The organism is Streptomyces buecherae (assembly GCF_014295035.1).
Taxonomy (GTDB): Bacteria; Actinomycetota; Actinomycetes; order Streptomycetales; family Streptomycetaceae; genus Streptomyces; species Streptomyces youssoufiensis.
Genome location: NZ_CP060404.1, coordinates 693,946 through 716,702 on the forward strand (window position 1 = coordinate 693,946; position 22,757 = coordinate 716,702).

Annotated in this window: 2 protein-coding genes (1 of these 2 running past the window's edge); both read right to left on the minus strand. The window is 76.9% G+C overall.

Annotation, left to right across the window (positions count from 1 at the left end):
- Positions 1 to 17,343 (minus strand): non-ribosomal peptide synthetase, encoded by a 17,343-nt coding sequence (locus H7H31_RS02470; RefSeq protein ID WP_187117722.1) that lies wholly within the window; start codon positions 17,341 to 17,343, stop codon positions 1 to 3.
- Positions 17,340 to 22,757: the 3' end of a non-ribosomal peptide synthetase gene (locus tag H7H31_RS02475; RefSeq protein WP_187117723.1), read on the minus strand. It continues 10,698 nt past the right edge of the window; the window shows 5,418 of its 16,116 coding nt (coding positions 10,699-16,116); the start codon falls outside the window, past its right edge; the stop codon is at positions 17,340 to 17,342. The genes H7H31_RS02470 and H7H31_RS02475 overlap by 4 nt, the downstream gene beginning before the upstream one ends.

Sequence of the window (22,757 nt, forward strand, 5' to 3'; positions counted from 1 at the left end):
TTACGCCAGCCCCTCCCCCGCGTCCGGTGCCATGTCGCCGAGGCCGGACAGGGCGCGCAGGGCCGTCGTCCACGCCTGGGCCAGCTCGCGGACGCTCGCCTCGGTGAGGAGTTCGCCCGGCCAGACCCACCCCGCGCTCAGCCTCGGCCCGTCCGGGCCGTCGACCGTGGAGGCGGTGATGTCCAGCAGGTAGCCCACCGGCATGTCCAGGTCCCGGCCGCCGCCCATGACCCCCGCCTCGGGGGCCGGGGCCCAGTCGCCGCGCCCGTCGGGCCCTGCGTCCGGCTGTTCGTCGGTGGCGCCGGTGCCGTCGGTGCCATCGATTCCGGCCGAGTCCTGCGCGCCGGGCGCGGTCGGCGCGCTGCCGGCGAACCTGCCCAGGTAGTTGAACTGCACCTCGGGCGTGCCGAGCGCGGCGAGTTCGGGACCGGTGCGCGGGTTGAGGTAGCGCAGCAGGCCGTAGCCGATGCCGTTGTCGGCCACCGCCGCCAGTTGGTCGCCGACCCGGCCCACCACCTCGCGCAGCGCCTTGGCCCCGCCGCCCCGCCCGGTCAGCGCCTCCGCGAGGTCCACGCCAGCCGCGTCGAGCCGTACGGGGTAGACGGAGGTGAACCAGCCGACCGTGCGCGAGAGGTCGGTGCCGGGGGCGATGTCCTGCTCGCGGCCGTGGCCCTCCATCGCCACCACCGTGCTCCTCGCCCGCGCGTCGCCGCGCTGCTCGCGCCAGTGCGCGAGGGCCACCGCGAGGGCGCCGAGCAGCAGTTCGTTGACGCTGGCGCCGGTCTCCCGCACGGCCGTCGTCAGCAGCGGCCCGGTGTGCTCGGGCGGCAGCTCGACGCTGAGGTGGGTCAGGGTGCGTACGGTGTCGCGGGCCGGGTCGAGTGGGCGGGCGGCCAGCGGGGTCGACGCGGCGGCGAGCGTCTCGCGCCAGTGCGGCAGTTCGCGCTCGCGCTCCGGGCGGGTCGCGGCCTCGGCCAGCGCGCGGGACCAGGTACGGAACGAGGTGGGCACCGGGTCCAGCGTCGCCCGCCCGCTCGCGCGCGCCGCCTCCCAGGCGGCGCGCAGGTCCGGGTGGAGCACCCGCCAGGAGACGCCGTCCACCACCAGGTGGTGCAGCAGCATCAGCAGCCGCCCCGGGCGGCCCGGGCCCGCGTCGAACCACACCAGGCGTGCCATCCGGCCCGCCTCCGGGTCGAGTTCGCCGACCGTGCCGAGCAGCTTCTCGCCCATGACGTGGGCCAGTTCGCGGCCGGGCGCGACGTCGGACACGTCGATCCGCTCGACCAGGTCCGCCGCCCGCACGGTCCCGGGCCCGGGGATGTCGAACTCCCACCGCTCCCCCGCCCCGGACGCCGGCTCGGCCGCGTGCCGCACGAGGCGGGCGCGCAGCAGGTGGTGCCGGTCGAGCAGCGCCTGGACGGCGTCGGTCAGCTCGGTCAGGCCGAGCGCGGCCGGCACCTGGAGGACGGTCGACTGGGAGTACTCGCCGATGGGGCCGCCGAGTTCGCGCAGCCACTCGACGATCGGGGTGCTCGGCGCGGTGCCCACGCCGGCGGACTCCTCCTCGGCCGCGCCGCGCGCCGCGCCGGTGAGCACCTCGGCGAGGGCGGCGGGCGTGCGCAGCAGGAAAACCTGGCGCGGCGAGAGCCGCCAGTCGTCGGCCCGCAGCCGGCTGACGAGTTGGATGGCGACGATGCTGTCGCCGCCCAGCGCGAAGAAGTCGTCGTCCGCGCCGATCCGGGGCAGGCCGAGCACGCCCGCCATGGCCGCGCACAGCGCCCGCTCCCGGTCGCCCTCCGGCTCCCGGCCAACGGCCGCGGCGCCGAAGTCGGGCGCGGGCAGCCGCTCCCGGTCGAGCTTGCCGTGCGCGGTCATCGGCAGCGCGTCCACGACGACGAAGGCGGCGGGCACCAGATGGGCCGGCAGTCGCTCGGCGACGTGCGCGCGCAGCCGCGCGGGGTCGGCGGTGGCGCCCGCGCGCGGCACGACGTAACCCACCAGGCGGCGCACGCCGGCGTCCTCGCGGGCGACGACCACGGCCTGGGCGACGTCCGGGTGGCCTGCGGTGGCCGTCTCGATCTCGCCCAGCTCGACCCGGAAGCCGCGGATCTTGACCTGGTCGTCGACGCGGCCCAGGAACTCCACCGCCCCGTCCTCGGTCCAGCGCGCCAGGTCGCCGGTGCGGTACAGGCGCCCGCCGGTGCGCGAGAACGGGTCGGCGACGAAGCGCTGGGCGGTCAGCGCGGGCCGCCCCAGGTAGCCACGGGCCAGCCCCGCGCCGGCGATGTACAGCTCGCCGCTGACGCCGGGCGGCACGGGCCGTAGCCCCGCGTCGAGCAGGTAGACCCGGGCGTTGTCCACCGGGTGCCCGATGACCTGCCGGTCGCTGTCCTCCACGCGGGCGAGGAGCGAGTCCACGGTGCACTCGGTGGGCCCGTACAGGTTGACGCCGCGGGTGTCGGGCAGCCGCCTCAGGCGGGTCCACTGCGCGTCCGGCACGGCCTCGCCGCCCACGCCCAGCAGCGCCAGCGGGCAGCGCCCGCCCTCGGTGAGGCCGGCACGCTCCACCTGGGCCAGCACCGAGGGGGCCAGCTCGATGAAGTCGATCCGGTGCGTGCGCAGGTAGTCGGCCATGGCCTCCGGGTCGCCCTGGAGCTCTTCGGAGAGGATGTGCACGGCGTGCCCGTGGAAGAGCCAGAGCTGCGGCTGCCAGGAGGCGTCGAAGGAGAACGACCAGGCGTGGCCCACGCGCAGCGCGGCCCGCCCGGTGGCGGCGACGGTCGGTTCGTACAGCGCCCTGCGGTGGCTGTGGAAGAGGTTGAGCACGTTGCGGTGCGAGATCAGCACGCCCTTGGGCGCGCCGGTGGAGCCGGAGGTGTAGATGACGTACGCCGGGTGCAGCGGGTGCAGGGGCCGTACCCGGTCGGCGTCGGTCGGGTCCGTACCGGGTCGGGCGCGCAACCGGGCGCGTACGGCGTGGGTGTCCAGGGTCAGCACCGGGACCGCCGGCTCCGGTCGGCCGGCCGCGACGCGGGTGGTGGTGAGCAGGAGGCGGGGCGCGGCGTCGGCGAGCAGGTAGTCGATGCGCTCGGCGGGGTAGTCGGGGTCGATGGGCAGGTAGGCGGCTCCCGCCTTGTGCGCGGCGAGCAGCGCGATCATCGGGTCGACGGTGCGCGGCAGCAGCAGGGCCACCACGTCCTCGGGGCCGACGCCACGGTCGATGAGTTCCCAGGCGAGTTGGTTGGCCCGGTGGTTCAGCTCGGCGAAGGTGAGGCTGACGTCGCCGCGGACCAGGGCGGTGTGGTCGGGAGCGGCCCGGACCCGGTCGGCCAGCAGCGCGGGCAGGGTCTGGTCGGCGTACGGGTGGTCGGTGGCGTTCCAGTCGGCGGTGATGCGGGTCCGCTCGGCCGGGTCGAGGATCTCCAGGCGCGCGCAGCGCTCGTCGGGCCGGGCGGCGAGCGTCTCGAGGACCCGGGTGAGGCGGCGCAGCAGGGTGTGCGCGTCGGCGTCGGTGAACAGGTCGGGCCGGTACTCCAGGGTGAGCCTGGCGTTGCCCGGGTCCACGGCCAGGGTGAGCGGGTAGTGCGTGGCGTCCGCGCTGTCCCCGCCGGTGACGGCGAGCGAGCCGGACTCCTCGGCCCGGCGCAGCCCGTCGGCGTCCACGGGGTAGCTCTCGAACACGACCAGGGTGTCGAAGAGTTCGCCGACCCCCGCGACGCGCTGGATGGCGGAGAGGCCGAGGTACTGGTGGGCCGAGAGCGCCGACTGCTCGTCCTGGAGCCGGGCCAGCGCCTCGCGCACGGTACCGCCGGGACGCAGGTCGAGCCGGACCGGCAGGGTGTTGATGAACAGCCCGGCCATGGTCTCCACGTCCTCGATCTCCGGGGGCCGGCCGGAGACGGTGGCGCCGAAGACCACGTCGTCGCGCCCGGTGAGGCGGGCGACGAGCACGCCCCACGCGAACTGGACGACGGTGTTGAGGGTGACCCCGCTGCTCCGGGCGAGGCCGGTCAGGGCCTGGTCGAGCGCGTCCGGGAGCTGGTACGGGAGGTGCCGGGAAAGCACCGGGCGGCGGGCCGGGTCGGCCGGGGCGAGCAGCGTCGGCTCGCTGACCCCCGCCAGCGCGGCCCGCCACGCCTGTTCGGCCTCGCCCGCCTCGCGCGCGACCAGCCAGGCGAGGAAGTCGCGGAAGGGGCGGCGGCGGGCCGGGCGCGGGGCGCCGGAGGTGCGGGTCGCGTAGAGCTGGAACAGCTCCTGCACGATCAGCGGCAGCGACCAGCCGTCGAGCACCAGGTGGTGGTTGGTGACCACGAGCACGCCGCGGTCGGCGGACAGGCGCACCAGGTGCAGGCGCAGCAGCGGCGGGGCGCCCGGGTCGAACCTGCGGGCGCGGTCGGCGCCGGTGATCTTCGCGAGGAGGGCGTCGCGCTCCTCGTCTGGCAGGTCGGACAGGTCGGTGACGGACCAGTCGGGTTCGACCTCGTCAAGCACCAGTTGTACGGGCGTGCCCGTGGCGGTGGACACGAACGCGGTGCGCAGGTTGTCGTGCCGGGCCAGGAGTTCGGCGGCGGCCTCGCGGAGCGCCGGGGCGTCGACGGTGCCGGAGAGGCGCAGCGCGAGTTGCATGGTGTAGACGTCCACCGGCGCGTCGTCCGGGTCCGCCGCGCCGTCGGTGCCGGTGTCGTCGTCGGCCATGCCGGCCAGGAAGACCAGGCCCTCCTGGAGCGGCGTCAGCGGCCAGATGTCGGTCAGCCCGGGGTGGCGTTCGTCGAAGGCGGCCACCTCGCGCTCGGTGAGGCGTACCAGCGGGAAGTCGGACGGGGTGTGGGTGGCCGGTCCCGCGTGGCCGGCGAGGCCGGTCAGGGCCGCCACCCACAGGTCAGCCAGCTCGGTCAGTTCGGCCCGGTCGAGGATGCCGGCCGGGCAGGACCAGCGGGCGCCGAGCACCGGCCCTTCGGGGCCGTCCACGGTGGAGGCGTTGATCTCCAGCGGGAAGAGGACGGGGAGCTTGCCGCGCCCCGGGCTCGGGGTGGGCAGGGTCTCGGGGGCCGGGGTCCAGGCGGCGGTGTGCTCGGGGTCGGTGGGGCCGTCCCCGGTGATGCGGCCGAAGTAGTTGAAGACCACGGGCGGGGTGGTGTCGGCGGTCGACCGGCCGGGCGCGGCGTCCACGGGCGCCGGGCCGGCGTCGGCCGCGGCGCCGGGCGGTTGGTCGCCGGTGGTGCCGGGCGGCTGGTCGCCGGTGGCCTCGGCGGCGCGCGGCGGGTAGCGCAGCAGCCCATAGCCGATGCCGTTCTCGGCCGGGGCCCTGAGCTGTTCCTTCATGTGGGCGAGCACGGTGCGGGCGGCGGGTCCGCCGCGCAACGCCTCGTCCAGGTCGGCGCCGGCGGGGTCGAGGACCACCGGGTACCAGGTGGTGAACCAGCCGACGGTGGCGGAGAGTTCGGCGCCGGGCACCGCGCTCTCCTCGCGGCCGTGCCCCTCCACGGCGACCACGTCCCGGCCGCCGCCCGCCTCGCCGCGCAGCGCGCGCCAGCGGGCCATGGCGAGGGTGAGCGCGGCCAGCAGCACGTCGGGCACGGCGCCGTGCACGGTCGCCGGCACCGTGGTCAGCAGGGCCTGGGTGAGGGCGGTGGGGAGCTGGCGTTCGACGTGGACGCGGGTGTCGGCGGTGTCGGTCGCCGGGTCGAACGGGCGACGGCCGAGCGCCGGCGCCGGCACCGCCTCCCGGGAGCGCCACAGTTCGGCCTCGGCCTGAACGGCGGGGCGGCGCGCGGCGGCGGCCAGGCCGAGGGCCCACTGCCGGAAGGAGGTGCCGCCCTCGGCGGTGTCCGGCAGTTCGCGCCCGGCGCGCGCCGCCGCGTGCGCGGCGGCCAGGTCGGGGGTGAGGACGCGCCAGGACACGCCGTCCACCACCAGGTGGTGGGCCACCAGGAGGAGCCGCCCCGGCACGCCGGGCCCGGCGTCGTACCAGACGGCGCGCAGCATGACGCCGACGCGCGGGTCGAGTTCCTCGACCGCGCGGGCCGCGTGCTCGGCCACCAGGGCGGCCAGCTCGCCGGGCCCGACGATGCTCGCGTCGACGCGGGTGAGCACCCGCGCCCCGGTGACGGCGCCCGGGGGCGGCACCTCCAGGGCGGGCTCGGTGTTCTCGGCGTCCGCCGGGACGAGCCGGGCGCGCAGCATGGGGTGCCGCTCCAGGAGCCAGTCCAGGGCGGTGGTCAGGGACGCCGCGTCGGCGTCCGGCGGGGCGACCAGGTGCGTGAACTGGTGCAGGTGGTCGATGTCGGCCCGTTCCAGGGCCCAGCGCATGATGGGCGTGAGCGGCATCCGGCCGGTCGGCGCCACGCGCGGCAGCGCCCGGGTGCTGGTGACGGGGGTGGCGGCGTGGGCCAGGGCGGCGGCGGTCTTGTGCTCGAAGACGTCGCGCGGGGTGATCACCAGGCCGGCCTTGCGGGCCCGGGCGACGAGTTGGATGGACAGGATGCTGTCGCCGCCCAGGGCGAAGAAGCTGTCCTCGACGCCCACCTCGGCCATCCCCAGCAGCGTGGCGTACAGCTCGGCCAGCAGCGCCTCGCGGGCGTCGCGCGGCGCGGTCCGGGTGGCGGCGCCGGCCAGGTCGGGCGCGGGCAGCGCGCGCCGGTCGAGCTTGCCGCTGGGGCCCAGCGGCAGCGCGTCGAGGACCACGAGGGCGGTGGGCACCATGTGGTCCGGGAGCCGGCGTGCCAGGTGGGCCAGCAGTTCGTCGGTGTCCACGGCGGAGCCGGCCGGGGCGACGACGTATCCGGCCAGGTAGCGCTGGCCCGGCTGGTCCTCGCGTACCGCCGCCGCGCACGCGGCGACCCGCGGGTGCTCGCCCAACACGGCCTCGATCTCGCCGAGTTCCACGCGAAGGCCGCGCAGCTTGACCTGTCCGTCGGCGCGGCCGACGAACACCAGGGCCCCGTCCGCGCGCCGTCGCACCAGGTCGCCGGTGCGGTAGAGGCGGCCCCCGGGCGGGCCGTACGGGTCGGCCACGAAGCGCTCGGCGCTCAGCGCGGGCCGGCCCAGGTAGCCGAGGGCGAGTTGGTCGCCGCCGAGGTAGAGCTCGCCGACGACGCCCGTGGGCAGCGGGCGCAGCCAGGGGTCGAGCACCAGGGCGCGGGTGTTCCACACCGGCAGCCCGATGGGTACGGCGCCCTCGTCGGCGGGCCCGGTGGGCCAGGCGGTGACGTCCACGGCCGCCTCGGTGGGCCCGTACAGGTTGTGCAGCGCGGCGCCGGGCAGGGCGTGGCGGGTGGCGGCGGCGACGGCCGGCGGCAGCGCCTCGCCGCTGGCGAAGACCAGCCGCAGCGTGCTCGGCGCGGCCCCGGCCGCCCCGGCGTCGGTGAGGTGGGTGGCGAACGCGGCGAGCATGGCCGGCACGAAGTGCGCGACCGTCGCCCGGTGGCGCTCGATCGCGGCGGCGACCAGGGCGGGGTCGCGGTGCGCCCCGTCCGGCAGGAGGACGAGCGCCCCGCCGGCGAGCAGCGGCAGGAACAGTTCCCACACGGACACGTCGAAGCTGGCCGGCGTCTTGTGCAACACCCGGTCGCCGGCGCCGATCGCGTACTCCTCGCGCATCCACAGCAGCCGGTTGACGGCCGCCGCGTGCGACACGACGACGCCCTTGGGCCGGCCGGTGGAGCCGGAGGTGTAGATGACGTACGCGGGGTGGCCGCCGGTCAGTTCGGCGGGTGGGCCCGCGAGGGGGACGGCGGTGGCGAGTTCGGCCGCGGTCTCGGGCGCGTCGAGGGGCAGCGGGTGGCAGGCGGCCGGTAGCCCCGGCGCGTGCGCGGCGTCCGTGAGGGTCACGCGCGGGGCGCTGTCGGCGAGCATGTGGGCGACGCGGTCGGCCGGGTAGCCGGGGTCGACCGGTACGTAGGCGCCGCCGGCGCGCTGCGTCGCGTGCACCGCGACGACCAGGTCGAGGGAGCGGGGCAGCACGATGGCGACCCGGGTGTGCGGGCCGACCCCGCGCTGGCGCAGCACGGCGGCGAGCCGGCCGACGCGGGCGTCGAACTCCGCGTAGCTCAGGGCGTGTGCGCCGCCGTCCTCGTCGTCGGTGACGAGGGCGGTGGCCCGTGGGTCGTTGGCGCATGCGGCGGCCACCAGTTCCGGCAGGGTCCGCGCCGGCAGCTCGCGGGCCGCGCCCGCCGCGCTGGCCAGGGCCTGGGCGTGCTCGTCCGCGCTGAGCTGCGGTACGCGGTGCAGCGGGGTGTCCGGCCGCTCGGCGAGCCGCTCGACGAGGGCGACGAACCGGTCGGCCAGCGTGCGCGCGGTGGCCTCGTCGAACAGGGCGCTCTGGAAGTGGAGCAGGCCGGCGATGCCCTGCCCGCCGGGCCGCTCGGCCAGCGTGAAGCCGAGGTCGAAGCGGGAGACGCCGGGGTCGGCGCCGAGCGGGGTGACCTCGACGCCGGGCAGCGTGACGGACTCGCCGCTGACGTTCTGGAAGACCAGCATCACCTGGAACAGCGGGTGGCGGGCGAGCGAGCGCTCGGGCGCGAGCAGGTCGACCAGCCGCTCGAAGGGCAGGTCGGCGTGTTCGAAGGCGGACAGGTCGGTGTCGCGTACCCGGTGCAGCAGTTCGCGGAAGGTGGGCCGGCCCGCGACGCTGGTGCGCAGCACGAGAGTGTTGACGAAGAAGCCCACCAGGTCGTCGAGGGCGGCGTCGCCACGGCCGGCGACGGGCGTGCCGATGGGGATGTCGGTGCCGGCGCCGTGCCCGCTCAGCAGCGCGGCCAGCGCCGCCTGCGCGGCCATGAACACGCTGGCCCCGGCCTCGGCGGTGAGCGCGCGCAGCGCCCGGTGGGTCCTCGGGGTGAGTTCGAAGGTGACGGCGCCGCCACGGTGGTCGACCACGGCCGGGCGCGGCCGGTCGTAGGGCAGGGCCAGCTCCTCGGGCGCGCCGCGCAGGGCCTCGCGCCAGTAGTCGGCCTGCCGGGACAGCAGGCTGTCCGGGTCGCTCTCGGAGCCGAGCACCTCGCGCTGCCAGCGGGCGTAGTCGGCGTACGCAACGGGCAGCGGCTGCCAGGCGGGGGCGGCGCCCTCGCGGCGGGCCGCGTACGCCGTGCGCAGGTCCTCGATCAGCGGGCGCATGGACCACTCGTCGCCGGCGATGTGGTGCAGCGTCACCGACAGGACGTGGTCGTCGTCCAGTCGCAACAGGCGCGCCCGCAGCGGGATCTCGTGCGTGATGTCGATGGCGGCCGTGGCGTCCGCGCGCAGCTCCGCGTCCAGGCGCTCGGCGCTGACCGGCACCGGGGTCAGGTCGCCGAGGGCCACGGCGCCGGCGGCGGGGTCGAGCACGTGCTGGTAGGGCACGCCGTCCGGGCCGCCGCCTGGTGTGGCGCCCTGGGTGGGGGCCGTGGTCTCGGGGAAGACGGTGCGCAGCGGCTCGTGGCGGGCGACGAGGTCGGCGAAGGCGGCGCGCAGCGCGTCCGCGTCCAGGTCGCCGGTCAGCCTGAGCGCGAAGTACAGGTTGTAGGTGGCGCTCGGCCCCTCCAGCCGGTGCAGGAACCACAGCCGCTGTTGCGCGAAGGACAGCGGCTCGCGCTCGCCGCGCTCCCCCGCTGTCAGGGGCGCGCGGCGCGTCCCGCGCGGCAGGACGACCTCGGCGAGCGCGGCCGGGGTCGGGTGGTCGAAGACGTCGCGGATGGCGACGTCGACGCCGAGCGCGGAGCGGACGCGGCCCGCGAGCCGCATGGCCAGCAGCGAGTGCCCGCCGAGGGCGAAGAAGTCGTCGTCGGGCCCGGCGTCGGGCTGGCCGAGCAGGTCGGCGAAGAGGCCGACGAGCACGGCCTCGCGCGGGTCGCGGGGCGCCCTGGTCCGTTCGGCCGCGGCCAGTTCGGGGGCGGGCAGCGCGGCCCGGTCCACCTTGCCGTTGGGGGTGAGCGGCAGCTTCTCCAGCGGCACCGTCAGCGAGGGCACCAGGTGCGCGGGCAGCCGGTCGGCCAGGAACTCGGCGAGCCCGCTGGGCGCCCCGGTGACGTAGGCGACCAGGCGCTGGGTGCCCGACGCGTCGGGGGCGGCGACCACGACCGCGTCCTCGACCCGGGGGTGCGCGCGCAGCACGGTCTCGATCTCGCCGGGCTCCACCCGGTGGCCACGGATCTTGACCTGGTGGTCGACGCGGCCGGCCACCCGCAGCGTGCCGTCCGCCTCCCAGGTGGCGAGGTCGCCGGTGCGGTAGAGCCGGGCGCCGGGCGGCCCGAACGGCGAGGCCACGAAGCGTTCGGCGGTCAGCGCCGGGCGGCCCAGGTAGCCACGGGCCAGTCCGGCGCCGCCGATGTACAGCTCGCCCAGGGTGCCGGCGGGCACCGGGCGCAGCCACGGGTCGAGCACGTGCAGGTCGGTGTTGCGCAGCGGGTGGCCGATGTGCGGGGCCTCGTCGCCGGTCAGGTCGCCCGCCGTGGACCACACGGTGGTCTCGGTCGGCCCGTACAGGTTGACCAGCCGCGCGCCGCGCGCGGCCAGCGTGGCCGCGAGGTCGGGGGCGAGCGGTTCGCCGCCGGACAGGACGCGCAGTCCCGTCAGCGCCTCGGGCACCGCTTCGGCGACCGCGCGCCACAACGACGGGGTGGCCTGCATGAGGGTGGCCCCGGTCCGCTCGGCCAGGCGGGCCAGCCGGCGCGGGTCGGTGACCTCGTCGCGGTCGGCCAGCACGACGGTGGCGCCGGTGCACAGCGGGACGAAGAGTTCGAGGGCCGCGATGTCGAAGCCGACGGTGGTCACGGCGAGCAGCCGGTCGCCCACCCCGGTGTCGAGCAGGTCGCCCATCGCCTCCAGGAGGTTGCCGAGGTTGTGGTGGGTGACGACGACACCCTTGGGCCGGCCGGTGGACCCGGAGGTGTGGATGACGTACGCGACGCCGTCCGGCCGGTGCGGCGCCCGCCGGTCGGGCGCCTGGGCCTCGTCCGGCTCCGGTGGGGCGAGCACCGGGGACGCCGCGTCGACCACGAGTACGGGGCGGACGTCGCCGAGCAGGTAGGCGATCCGCTCGGCGGGGAACTCCGGGTCGATGGGCACGTAGCCGGCGCCGGTGCGGGCGACGGCGACGAGGGTGGCGACCAGGTCGGCCGAGCGCGGCAGCGAGACGGCCACCAACCGCTCGGGGCGCGCGCCGCGCGCGAGCAGGCGGGCGGCGATGAGGTCGGCGCGCCGGTCGAGCTGCCGGTAGGTCAGTTCCTGGTCGCCGACGATCAGCGCGGTGGCGTCGGGGGTCGCCGCGACCTGGCGGGCGAACCGGTCGGCGAGCCCCGCAGGGGTGATCGGCTCGGTCGGGCCGCGCAGCCCCCGCTGGTCGGCGGCCGGTCGCAGCGCGGCCACGGGCGTGTCGGGCCGGGCGACGACGTGGTCGAGCACGTCGACCAGGTGCGCGCCGATCGCCTGGGCCCGCTCGCGCGGCAGCAGTTCGGGCCGGTGGTCGATGGCCAGGCCGAGCCGGTCGGTGCCGGGCAGGGCGACGAGCACCAGCGGGTAGTGGGTGGCGTCGTGCCCCTGGGCGCCGGTGACGGCGAGCCCGGCGCGCCGCTCGGTGGCGCGCAGTTGCGCGGAGTCGACCGGGTAGTTCTCGAACAGCAGCAGCGTGTCGAAGAGTTCCCGGTGCCCGCTGGCCCGCTGGAGTTCGGCCAGCGACTCGTACTGGTGGTCCATCATGCGGGCCTGCTGGTCGCGTACGGCGTGCACGACCTCGGCCAGCCGCTGGCCCGGGGCGAGCGCGACGCGGGTGGGGATGGTGTTGATGAACAGGCCGATCATGCGGTCGGCGCCGTCCAGGTCGGCGGGGCGGCCGGAGACGGTGACGCCGAAGACGACGTCGGTGCGGCCGGTGAGCCAGCCGAGCAGTACGGCCCAGGCCGCCTGGAGTACGGCGTTGACGGTGACGCCCTCGGCGCGGGCGAACGCCGTGATCCGCGCGGCCAGGTCGGCCGGCAGGTCCACCTCGACGCGGCTGGGCACGCTGGCGGGCGCGGCCGACGCGGCGGGCACCAGGAGGGTGGGCCCGTCGATGTCGGCCAGGGTGGCCCGCCAGGCGTCGGCGGTGGCGGCCCGGTCCCGGTCGGCGAGCCAGAGCAGGTAGTCCCGATAGGGGCGCGGGGCCGGCTCGGGCGTGCCGTGGTACAGGCCCAGCAGGTCACGGATGAGCAGCGGGCCCGACCAGCCGTCGAGCAGCAGGTGGTGCGAGGTGAGGGAGAGCAGGTGGGTGCGCTCGCCCAGCCGCACGAGGGTCAGCCGTGTCAGCGGCGGCACGTCCAGCGCGAAGCGCCGTTGCCGCTCCTCGGCGAGCACCTGGCGGGCCCGCGCGCGCACGGCCTCCGGTACGGCGTCGGACCGCGCCGCCGCCGGGGCTCCTGGGGCCGCGCCGTCGTCGGGGACCGTGCCGTCGTCCAGGCGCACCTCGCGCCAGGGCATGCGGAGCCGCTCCGGGATGACCTGCAGTGGCTCGGCGTCGGGCCTGGCGCGGAAGGCGGCGCGCAGGTTGGGGTGGCGGGCCAGCAGCGCGTCGGCCGCCGCCCGCATGCGCGCGGCGTCCACCTCCCCCTCGACCTCCAGGGTGAGCTGGGTGGTGTAGACGTCGGGGCCCGCGCCGTCGGCGCCGTAGGAGGAGAGGAAGAACAGGCCCTGCTGGAGCGGCGAGAGCGGCAGCAGCTCGGCGAGCGTGCCGGTCTCGGCCTCGATCGTCTCGATCTCCGGCTGGCCCACGGTCACCAGCGGGAAGTCGCCGGGGCTGTGCCCGCCGGCGCCAGGGCGGGTGCCGGCCGCGGCGATGGCCTCCAGGGCCGCGAGCCAGTGCTGGGCCAGTCGCTCCACCTCGTCGGCGGGCAGCAGCCGGGCCGGGAAGGTGAACGCGGCCTGGAGCCGTGGGCCTTCGGGCCCGTCCAGGGTCGAGGCGTTGAGCTGGAGGGTGTGCGAGGCGGGCAGCCTGTCGTCGGCGCCGCCGCCGAGCGAGCCGGTGAGCGCGGCGGGCGCCCAGTCGCGCTCGGCGGCGCCGCCGGCCCCGAAGCGGCCCAGGTAGTTGTAGCCGATGGTGGCCGTGGGCAGCGCGGCGAGCCGGCCCTGCGGGTCGGGGCGCAGGTGGCGCAGCAGGCCGTGGCCGATGCCACTGTCGGGGGCGGCCCGCACCTGTTCCTTGATCCGCTTGAGGGCGGCGCCCGGGTGGTCGGGGGCCGCCGGGTCGAGTCCGGTCAGGTCCAGGCGTACGGGGTGGACGCTGGTGAACCAGCCGACGGTGCGGGAGAGTTCGGCGCCCGGCACGGCCTCCTCGACGCGCCCGTGGCCCTCGATGTCCACCAGTACCGGCCTCGGCTGGCCGCGCCAGGCGGCCAGGGCGAGGGCGAGCGCGGTCAGCAGCACCGCGTCGGGGCCGGTGTGGAACGCGTCGGCGACCTCGGTCAGCAGCGACTGGGTGGTCGCCCGCGGCAGCTCGACGGCGACGGTACGCAGTGTGTCGAGGGTGTCCGTGGCCGGGTCCAGCGGCAGCGGGCTGATCCGGAGCGGGTCGCCGTCGGCCAGGGCGCGCCAGTGCGCGAGTTCGGCGCCGCGCCGCTCGGAGGCGGCCTCCGCGGCGAGGCCGGTGGCCCAGGCGCGCAGCGAGGTGCCCACCGGCGGCAGGGTGGCCGTGCGGCCGTCGGCGGCGGCGCGGAAGGCCGCGGCCAGGTCCTCGGTGAGCACCCGCCAGGAGACGCCGTCCACGACGGCGTGGTGGACGAGGACGGCGAGCAGGCCGGGGCGCCCGGTCCCGGCGTCCAGCCACACCAGGCGCAGCATGGTGCCGCCGAAGGGGTCGAGGGCACGGGCGGCCTCGGCGGCGTGCGCGCGCAGCGCCTCGATGTGCGCCTCGGGCGGCAGTTCGGCGGCGTCCACGCGCGCGACGAGGCCGGCCGGGTCGAGCGTGCCGGGCGCGGGGATCTCCAGTGCGGTAGGGGTGAGCGTGGCGCGCAGCGCGTCGTGGTGGTCGACGACCTGGCCCAGGCCCGCGACGAGGTGGTCGAGCCGGGTGCCGGCCGGGGTGCGCAGGACGGTGGACTGGTGGTAGTCGGCGATCGGGCCGCCGCGCTCCACGAGCCAGCGCAGGATGGGCGTCAACGGGGCGCTGCCGGTGGCGGGCACGGTGGCCGGCGCGGGTTCGGCCGGCCGCTGTTCCACGGCGGCCAGGGCCGCGACGGTGCGGCGCTCGAACACGTCGCGGGGGCGCAGCCTGATGCCCTGTCGGCCGGCCGCGCCGACGAGTTGGATGGAGGAGATGCTGTCGCCGCCGAGCGCGAAGAAGCTGTCGTGGACGCCGACCTCGGCGAGGCCGAGGATCTCGGCGACCAGTTCGGCCAGCACCCGTTCGCGCTCGGTGCGCGGGGCGGTGCCCTCGCTGGCCGGGGTGAGGTCGGGCGCGGGCAGCGCCGTGCGGTCGATCTTGTTGGCGGCGGTCACCGGCAGCGTGTCCAGGGCGACGAACGCCGCCGGCACCAGGTGCTCGGGCAGCGCGTCGGCCACCCACGCGGTCAGCTCGCTGGCCGGCGCCGAGGCCCCGGCCTCGAAGACGACGTAGGCCACCAGGCGCTTGGTGCCGGCCGCGTCGGCGCGGGCGACGACCACGGCGCGGGCGACGGCCGGGTGGTCGGTCAGCAGCGCCTCGATCTCGGCGGGCTCGACGCGGAAACCGCGGATCTTGATCTGGTGGTCGGTGCGCCCGGCGTACTCCAACTCCCCCGCCGCGTTCCAGCGGGCCAGGTCGCCGGTGCGGTACATGCGGGTACCGGCCGGACCGAAGGGGCAGGCGACGAAGCGCTCCGCGGTGGTGCCGGGCCGGCCCACGTAGCCACGGGCGAGGCCGGGCCCGGCGACGTACAGCTCGCCGAGCACGCCGGGCGCCACCGGGCGCAGCGCCCCGTCCAGGACGTAGGCCCGCTTGTTGACGTCCGGCGGGCCGATCGGGATCGGGCCGCCGTCCCAGGAGGCGGGCACGAGCCAGGTGGCGGAGTTGACGACGGCCTCGGTGGGCCCGTACGCGTTGAACAGCCGGTGCCGGCGGGCCCAGGTGCGGACCACCTCGGCGGGCAGCGCCTCGGTACCGACGATCAGCGTCATGTCGGCGGGCAGCGTGGCCTCGGTGGGCAACGAGGCCACCACGGTGGGCGGGATGACGGCGAGCGTGATCCGGGCCCGCACCAGGAAGTCGGCCAGCGGCGCGCCGGCCCGCTCCTCCTCGTCCACGACGACCAGGGTGGCGCCGGCGAACAGGGAGTTGGCCAGCTCGCAGAAGGTGACGTCGAAGCTGGGCGAGGCGAACTGGGTGACCCGGTCGCCCGGCGCGGTGCCGAAGCGGGCGTGGGCCCAGGCGACGAGGTCGACCAGCGGCCGGTGCGCGACCAGCACGCCCTTGGGGGTGCCGGTGGAGCCGGAGGTGTAGATGACGTACGCGGCGTTCTCCAGCCGCAGCGGCGCCAGCCGGTCGGCGTCGGTCGGGTCGTGCGCGGGCCCGTCCTGCGGGAGGTCGGCCAGGCGGACGACGGGGGTGCCCCGCGCCCACGGGTCGGCGGACACGCCCGGGGCGGCCAGGATCAGGTGCGGGCGGGCGTCGCCGACCAGCGCCCGCAGCCGCTCGGCCGGGTAGTCGGGGTTGAGCGGCAGGAACACGCCGCCCGCCTTGCCGACGGCCAGTTGGGCGACGTAGACGTCGGCGCCGCGCGGCAGGGCCACGCCGACGGGCCGCTCGGGTCCCACGCCGAGCCGGACGAGCTGGTGGGCGAGCCGGTTGGCGCGCTCGTTGAGTTCGCGGTACGTCAACTCGACGGCGCCGTCGGCGACGGCTGGCCGCTCGGGCACCTCGTGCGCCCAGCGCTGGAACAGCTCGGGCAGGGTCCGCGGCACGACCGGGGTGACGTCGCTGTTCCAGTCGTGCGTGACCCGCTGGCGCTCGGCGGGGGTGAGCAGGTCGAGCTGGGCCAGGCGGCGGTCGGGGTCGGCGGTGAACTCCCGCACGGCGCGGCGCAGCCGCTCGGCGACGCCCCGCACCTCCTGCCGCGACAGCGCGTCGGAGCGGTAGCGCAGGGTCAGGCCGAGCCCGCCGGCCGAGCCGGGCGCGGCGACCAGGGTCAGCGGGTAGTGGGTGGCGTCCTGCCCGGTGACGGCGCTGACCCGCACACCGGCGAAGACGGCTCCCTCTCCGGCGCCGGCCTCCGGATCACCGGTCTTCGCGGTGGTCTCAGCGCCCGCGGTGCCTCCGGTGCCCGCGGCGTCTTGAGTGCCTTCAGTACCTTCGACGAGGTAGTTCTCGAAGACCGCGAGGGTGTCGAAGAGCGGGCCGACGCCGCCGATGCGTTGGATGTCGCCGAGGCCCAGGTGATGGTGGGGCAGCAGGGCGGCCTGTTCGGACTGGAGGCGGCCGGTGAGGGCGGCGAGCGTCTCCTCGTACCGCAGTCGGACGCGGATCGGGACGGTGTTGATGAACAGGCCGACCATCGACTCCACACCCGGCAGTTCGGCGGGGCGGCCGGAGACGGTGGAGCCGAAGACCACGTCCTGGCGGCCGGTGAGGCCGGCGAGTACCAGGGCCCACAGCGCCTGCACGACGGTGGGCACGGTGACGTCCAGCCGGCGCGCGGTGGCGGTCAGCGCGGCGGCCAGGTCCGGGTCAAGCTCCACGGCGACGCTGCCCGGCTCCGCCGGGGGCTGCTCCGCGGCGCCCGGGGCGATCAGCGTCGGGCCCTCGAGCCCGGCCAGGCCGGCGCGCCAGGCCCGCTCGTCCGCCTCCGCGTCCCGGGCCGCGGCCCAGGCGAGGTAGTCGCGGTAGGGGCGGACCGGCGGCAGGGCGGACGGGTCGCCGTCCGCGGCGTAGAGCGCGAACAGCTCCTGGATGACCTTGGCCGTCGACCAGCCGTCGAGCAGCAGGTGGTGGTGGGTCAGCAGCAGCCGGTGCCGCGTGGGGCCGAGGCGGACGGCGGTGCAGCGGATCAGCGGCGGGCTGGCCAGGTCGAACCTGGCCCGCCGGTCGGCGTCGGTGATCCGCGCCAGTCGCTCGCGCCGCGCGGCCTCGGGCAGCGCCGACAGGTCGGCCTCCTGCCAGGGCAGCTCGGCCTGGGCGGGGATCAGCGCGACCGGTTCGCCGTTCTTGCGCTGCCGGAAGGCCGCCTTGAGGTTGGGGTGCCGGGTCAGCAGGGCGCCGGCGGCGGCGCGCAGCCGCCCCGTGTCCAGTTCCCCGTCGAGGTCGAAGCCGAGTTGGACGGTGTAGACGTCGAGCGCGCTCTCGTCGTACGACGAGAGGAAGTACAGGCCCTTTTGCAGGGGGGACAACGGCAGGATGTCCAAAAGCCCCGAACTCGCCCTGCTCACAGATTCCTCCACTCGTCTTCGAACTCGTCGATCTCGTCCTGGCTCAGGGACACCAGTCCCAGGTCGGACGGTGTGTGCCCGGCCGTGGTGCCGCCCCGCGCGCTGTCGAGCAGGGCCTGGAGCGCCTCGCGCCACCACTGGTTCAGCTCGGCGATCTGGGCCGCGTCGAGCAGCAGGCTCGCGTGGTGCCAGGTCACCGACAGTTCGGTGCCGGTCGGTCGGCGCAGCGCGGCGATGCTCAGGTCGAGCGCGGTGTCCACGCCGACCGTCGCCTCCTCCCGCCACAGCGCGCCCGACTCGGCGGCCGGGGTCCACGGCTGCCCGTGCCCGCCAGCCGCGCCGGTTTCCGTCCCGCCCGTGGGGGTTGGCACCGGCTCGGCGGGGCCCACGTCGAAGCGGCCCAGGTAGTTGAAGCTGATCTGCGGGCGCGGTCCCTTGGCCAGTTCGGCGCCGGCCGCCGGGTCCAGGTAGCGCAGTTGGCCGAAGCCGACCCCGCCGGCCGGCACCGCGCGCAGTTGTTCCTTGAGGTGCTTGAGCAGTCGCCCGGCCGCCTCCGGGTCCTCGTACGGGGCCCTCGGGCCGACGCCGTCGGCGGTCAGCCGCACCGGGTAGAGGCTGGTGAACCAGCCGACGGTGCGGGCGGGTTCGTGGCCCCCTGGCAGTACCGCGTCGCTGCGGCCGTGGCCCTCCAGGAGCACCAGGACCGCGTCGCGCCCGGTCCGCCACCGCCGTACGGCCATCGCCAGCGCCGCCAGCAGCACCTCCTGCTCCCCGCAGTGGAAGGCGGCCGGTACCTCGGTCAGCAGCGGCTCGGCCAGCTCGGATGGCACGGTGACCGCGAGCCGGCGCACCGTCTGGGGCACGTCGCGCGCCGGGTCCAGTTCCCGGTCGCCGATGGCCGGGTCGGGGGCGGCCAACACCTCGCGCCAGTACGGGAGTTCGGCTGCGCGCTCCGGGGCCTGGGCGGCCAGGGCGCGGGCCCAGGTACGGAAGGAGACCTCGACCGGTGGCAGTTCCGGCGTCCGCCCGGCGCTGGCGGCCTCCCACGCCTGGGCCAGGTCGGGCAGCAGCACCCGCCAGGAGACGGCGTCGACCACCAGGTGGTGGGCGAGCAGCAGCAGCCGGCCGGGGGTGGCCTGGCCGAGGTCGAACCAGACGGCCGCGAAGACCCGGCCGCGCTCGGGGTCGAGCGCCTCGGTGGCGACGCGGGACTCGGCGCGCACGGCCGCGCGCAGCGCGTCGGGATCGTCGGGCGCGACGCGTACCCGGCGCAGGCACCGCGCGGCGTCCACCGTGCCGGGCGCGGGAACCTCAAGCGCCCAGGGGGCGTGTGGCGGCGCGTCGGGGCCGGTGGCCCGGAGGGTGGCGCGCAGCATGCCGTGGTGGTCGAGCACCGTCCGCACGGCGGTGCGCAGGCTCGCGTGGTCCACCGTGGCGGGCAGGGTGACCAGGAGCGACTGGCTGTAGGCGCGCGGGTCGCCGCCGCGCTCGAACATGGCGTGCATGACGGGGGTGAGCGGCACGGTTCCGGTGCCGTCGTCGTGCTCGGCCGCCGCGTCGCGCGGCGCGGGCTCGGCCACCAGCGCCAGGGCGGCGACGGTGCGGTGCTCGAACACCTGGCGCGGGGTGATCACCAGTCCGGCGCGGCGGGCCGCGCTGACGAGTTGGATGGAGGAGATGCTGTCGCCGCCGAGCGCGAAGAAGCTGTCGTGCGCGCCGACCGCGTCGAGCCCGAGGAGCGTGGCCACCAGGTCGGCCAGTACCCGTTCGGCGTCGGTGCTCGGCCGCGCCGGCGCGCCGGGCTCGGCCCGCCGGGGGGCGGGCAGCGCGGCGCGGTCCAGCTTGCCGCTGCTGGTGAGCGGGAACGCGTCGACGCCCACCAGGTCGGCGGGGACGAGCGCCGGCGGCAGCAGCGTCGCGGCGTGCCGCAACAGCTCGGCGGTGTCGATGGCGGGGGCGTCTAGGGCGGGGATGTCGCCCGGGTTCACGGGCCCGCCGGCCGGGGTGACGTAACCGACCAGGCGCGCGGCGCCCGGCGCGTCCTCGCGGACGATGACGGCCGCGTCGGCGACGGCCGGGTGGGTGAGCAGCGCGGCGCGCACCTCGGCCGGCTCGATCCGAACGCCGCGCAGCTTGACCTGGTCGTCGGCGCGGCCGGCGAACTCCAGCTCGCCCGCCGCGTTCCAGCGGGCCAGGTCGCCGGTGCGGTAGAGCCGGGTGCCGGGCGGGCCGAACGGGTCGGCGACGAACCGCTCGCCGGTGCGCACGGGTTCGCCGAGGTAGCCACGGGCGAGTTGGGCGCCGGCGAGGTACAGCTCCCCCACCACGCCGACCGGCACCGGGCGCAGCGCGGCGTCCAGGACGTAGGCGCGGGTGTTGTCGCCCGGCGCGCCGAGCGGCACGGTCCCTGGCTGGCCGGGTTCGGCGCGGCGCGCGGTCACGTCCACGGCCGCCTCGGTCGGCCCGTACTGGTTGATCAGCGCCGCGTCGCGGTCCCGGTACCAGGCGTCGGCCAACTGGCCCGGCAGCGCCTCGCCGCCGCTGAAGAGCCAGCGCAGCCCGCCGAGGTCGGCGGCGGCCGGCTCGGCGGCGAAGAGCGCGAGCATCGAGGGCACGAAGTGCGCGGCGGTGATCCGCCGGGTGCGGATCGTCTCGGCCAGGTACGCCGGGTCGAGGTGGCCGTCGGGGCGGGCGACGACGAGGGCCGCGCCGCCCAGCGGCGGCCCGAACTGTTCCCACACCGACACGTCGAACCCGGGCGCCGCCTTGTGCAGCATCCGGTCGCCGGGGCCGAGCGGGAAGCGCCGCTGGTTCCACACCAGCCGGTTGACCAGCGCCCGGTGCGGGACGGCCACCGCCTTGGGACGGCCCGTCGATCCCGAGGTGTGCAGCACGTACGCGGTGTTCAGCGGGTGCGGCGGGCGGGTCGCGGCCGGTGGCGTGGTCGGGTGCGCGGCGACCTCGGCGACCAGCGCCGGGTCGTCCAGGAGCACGGTGCGGGCGCCGGGCGCGGGCAGCGCCCCGGCCAGCGTCGCGGCGGTGGCGGCGTCGGTGAGGACCACCGCCGGGGCGGTGTCGGCGAGCAGGGCGGCCAGCCGTTCGACGGGGTGCGCGGGGTCCAGCGGCAGGTAGGCGGCGCCCGCGTGCTGCACGGCGTGCGCGGCGAGCACCGAGCGGGCCGAGCGCGGGAGCAGCACCGCGACGAGGCGGTCCGGGCCGGCGCCCCGGCGCGCGAGCGCGTGGGCGAGCCGGGCGGCCCGCTCGTACAGCTCGCGGTGGCTGAGCGTGCCGTCGTCGGCGATGACGGCGGGCGCCTCGGGCGTGCGGGCCGCCGCCTCGGCGAGCGCCTGCGGCACGGTGGCCGGTGCCACCCGGGTCGCGGTGTCGTTCCACTGGTGCAGCACGCGGTGCCGTTCGTCGCCCGTCAGCAGGTCGATCGCGGTGACGGGGCGGTCCGGGTGGGTGGCGAACGCGGCGAGCACGCGGGTGAAGTGGGTGGCGATCCGGCGCACCGTGGCCGCGTCGAACAGGTCGGTGCGGTAGGTGATGCCGCCGGTCAACGGCCCGTCCGCGCCCGGGTGTTGGACGAGCGTGAACGTCAGGTCGAACTTGGCGGTACGGGTGTGCACGGCGACCGGCGCGCTGTCCAGATCCGCCAGGCGCGGCCCGGCCGGAGTGCGCGTCTGGTGGTTCAGCATCACCTGGAACAGCGGGTGCCGGGCCAGCGAGCGTTCCGCGCCGAGCGCGTCCACCAGCTTCTCGAAGGGCACCTGGGCGTGGTCGAAGGCTTCCAGGTCGGCGGCCTTGACGCGCTCCACCAGCTCGCCCGGCGTCGGGTCGCCGCTCACGTCGGTGCGCAGCACCAGGGTGTTGACGAAGAAGCCGACGAGGTCGTGCAGCGCGTGCTCGTCGCGCCCCGCGATGAGCGTGCCGATCGGCAGGTCGCACCCGGCGCCCAGGCGCTCCAGAAGTGCGGCGAGCGCGGCGTGCGCCACCATGAACGGCGTGGCACCGGTGCGCCGGGCCAGCTCCCGCAGCCCACGGCGCACGTCGTCGGGGACGGCGAACTCCACGACCTCGCCGTCGTACCCGGCGTGGTCGCCGCGCGGCCGGTCCAGCGGCAGCGCCAGCTCGCCCGGCGCGCCGGCCAACCGCTCGCGCCAGTACGCCGTCTGCCGGCCGATGCCGCTGTCCGGGTCGTCCTCGGCGCCGAGCACCTCCCGCTGCCACAGCGCGTAGTCGGCGTACTGCACGGGCAGCGGCGTCCAGCGCGGGGCGTGCCCGGCCACCCGGGCGGCGTAGGCGCTGCTCAGATCGGTGAGCAGGGGCCGTACGGACCACTCGTCGCCCGCGATGTGATGCAGTACCAGGAGCAGGACGTCGCCCTCGGTGTCACCGTCGGTGTCGGTGTCGGCGGCGGCCTCGTCGAGGCGCGCGCCGGTGGCGGCGGGGAGCGGGCGCAGCACGGTGGCGCGCAGCGGCAGGTCGCGGGTCAGGTCGAAGGGGCGTACGGCGGCGGCGTGCAGCGCGGTGTCCAGCGCGGCGCCGTCCGACGGGGGCGTGGTGACGAGTTCGACCTCCACCCGGGCCTGGTCGGCGGGCACGACGTGCTGGCGCGGCACGCCCTCGGTGTCCGGGAAGACGGTGCGCAGCGCCTCGTGCCGCACCACCAGGTCGTGCAGGGCGGCGCGCAGCGCGGGCAGCTCCACGCGCCCGGTCAGCCGCAGCGCGATGGGCACGTTGTACGCCGCGGTCCCCGTGTCGAGCCGGTCGAGGAACCACAGTCGGCGCTGGGCCGGGGACAGCGGCAGCTCGGCCGGGCGCGGGCCCGCCACCAGCGGCGCCCGCTGGTGCGTCGCGGGCCGCAGCAGCGCGGCGGTGGCGGCGGGGGTGCGGGCGGTGAAGAGGTCACGCACCGCGAGCGAGACGTGCAGCGCCGCCCGTACGGTGCCCACCAGCCGCATCGCCGACAGCGAGTGCCCGCCGGCGGCGAAGAAGTCCTGGTCGGGGGCGACGGACTCGACGCCGAGCGCGTCGGCGAACAGCCGACACAGCAACTCCTCGCGCTGCCCGAGCGGCGCGGCGGGCACGGCGGTGGCCCGTCGCGGGGCGGGCAGCGCGGCCCGGTCCAGCTTGCCGTTGGCGGTCAGCGGCAGCCGCTCCAGGCAGACCACGGCCGTGGGCACCAGGTACTCCGGCAGCGTCCGCGCGAGCCGCTCGCGCAGCGCGCGGCCGAGGGCTTCGCCGTCGCCGGCCGGGGCAGCGCCCGCGTCGGCCGTCGGCTGGCCGGCCCGCGCGACGGCCGGCACGACGTACGCGACCAGGGCCGGGCCCCCCGGCAGGTCGGTGCGGGCCACGACGGCGGCGTCCGCGACCTCGGGCAGGGCCCGCAGCGCGGCCTCGGTCTCGCCGGG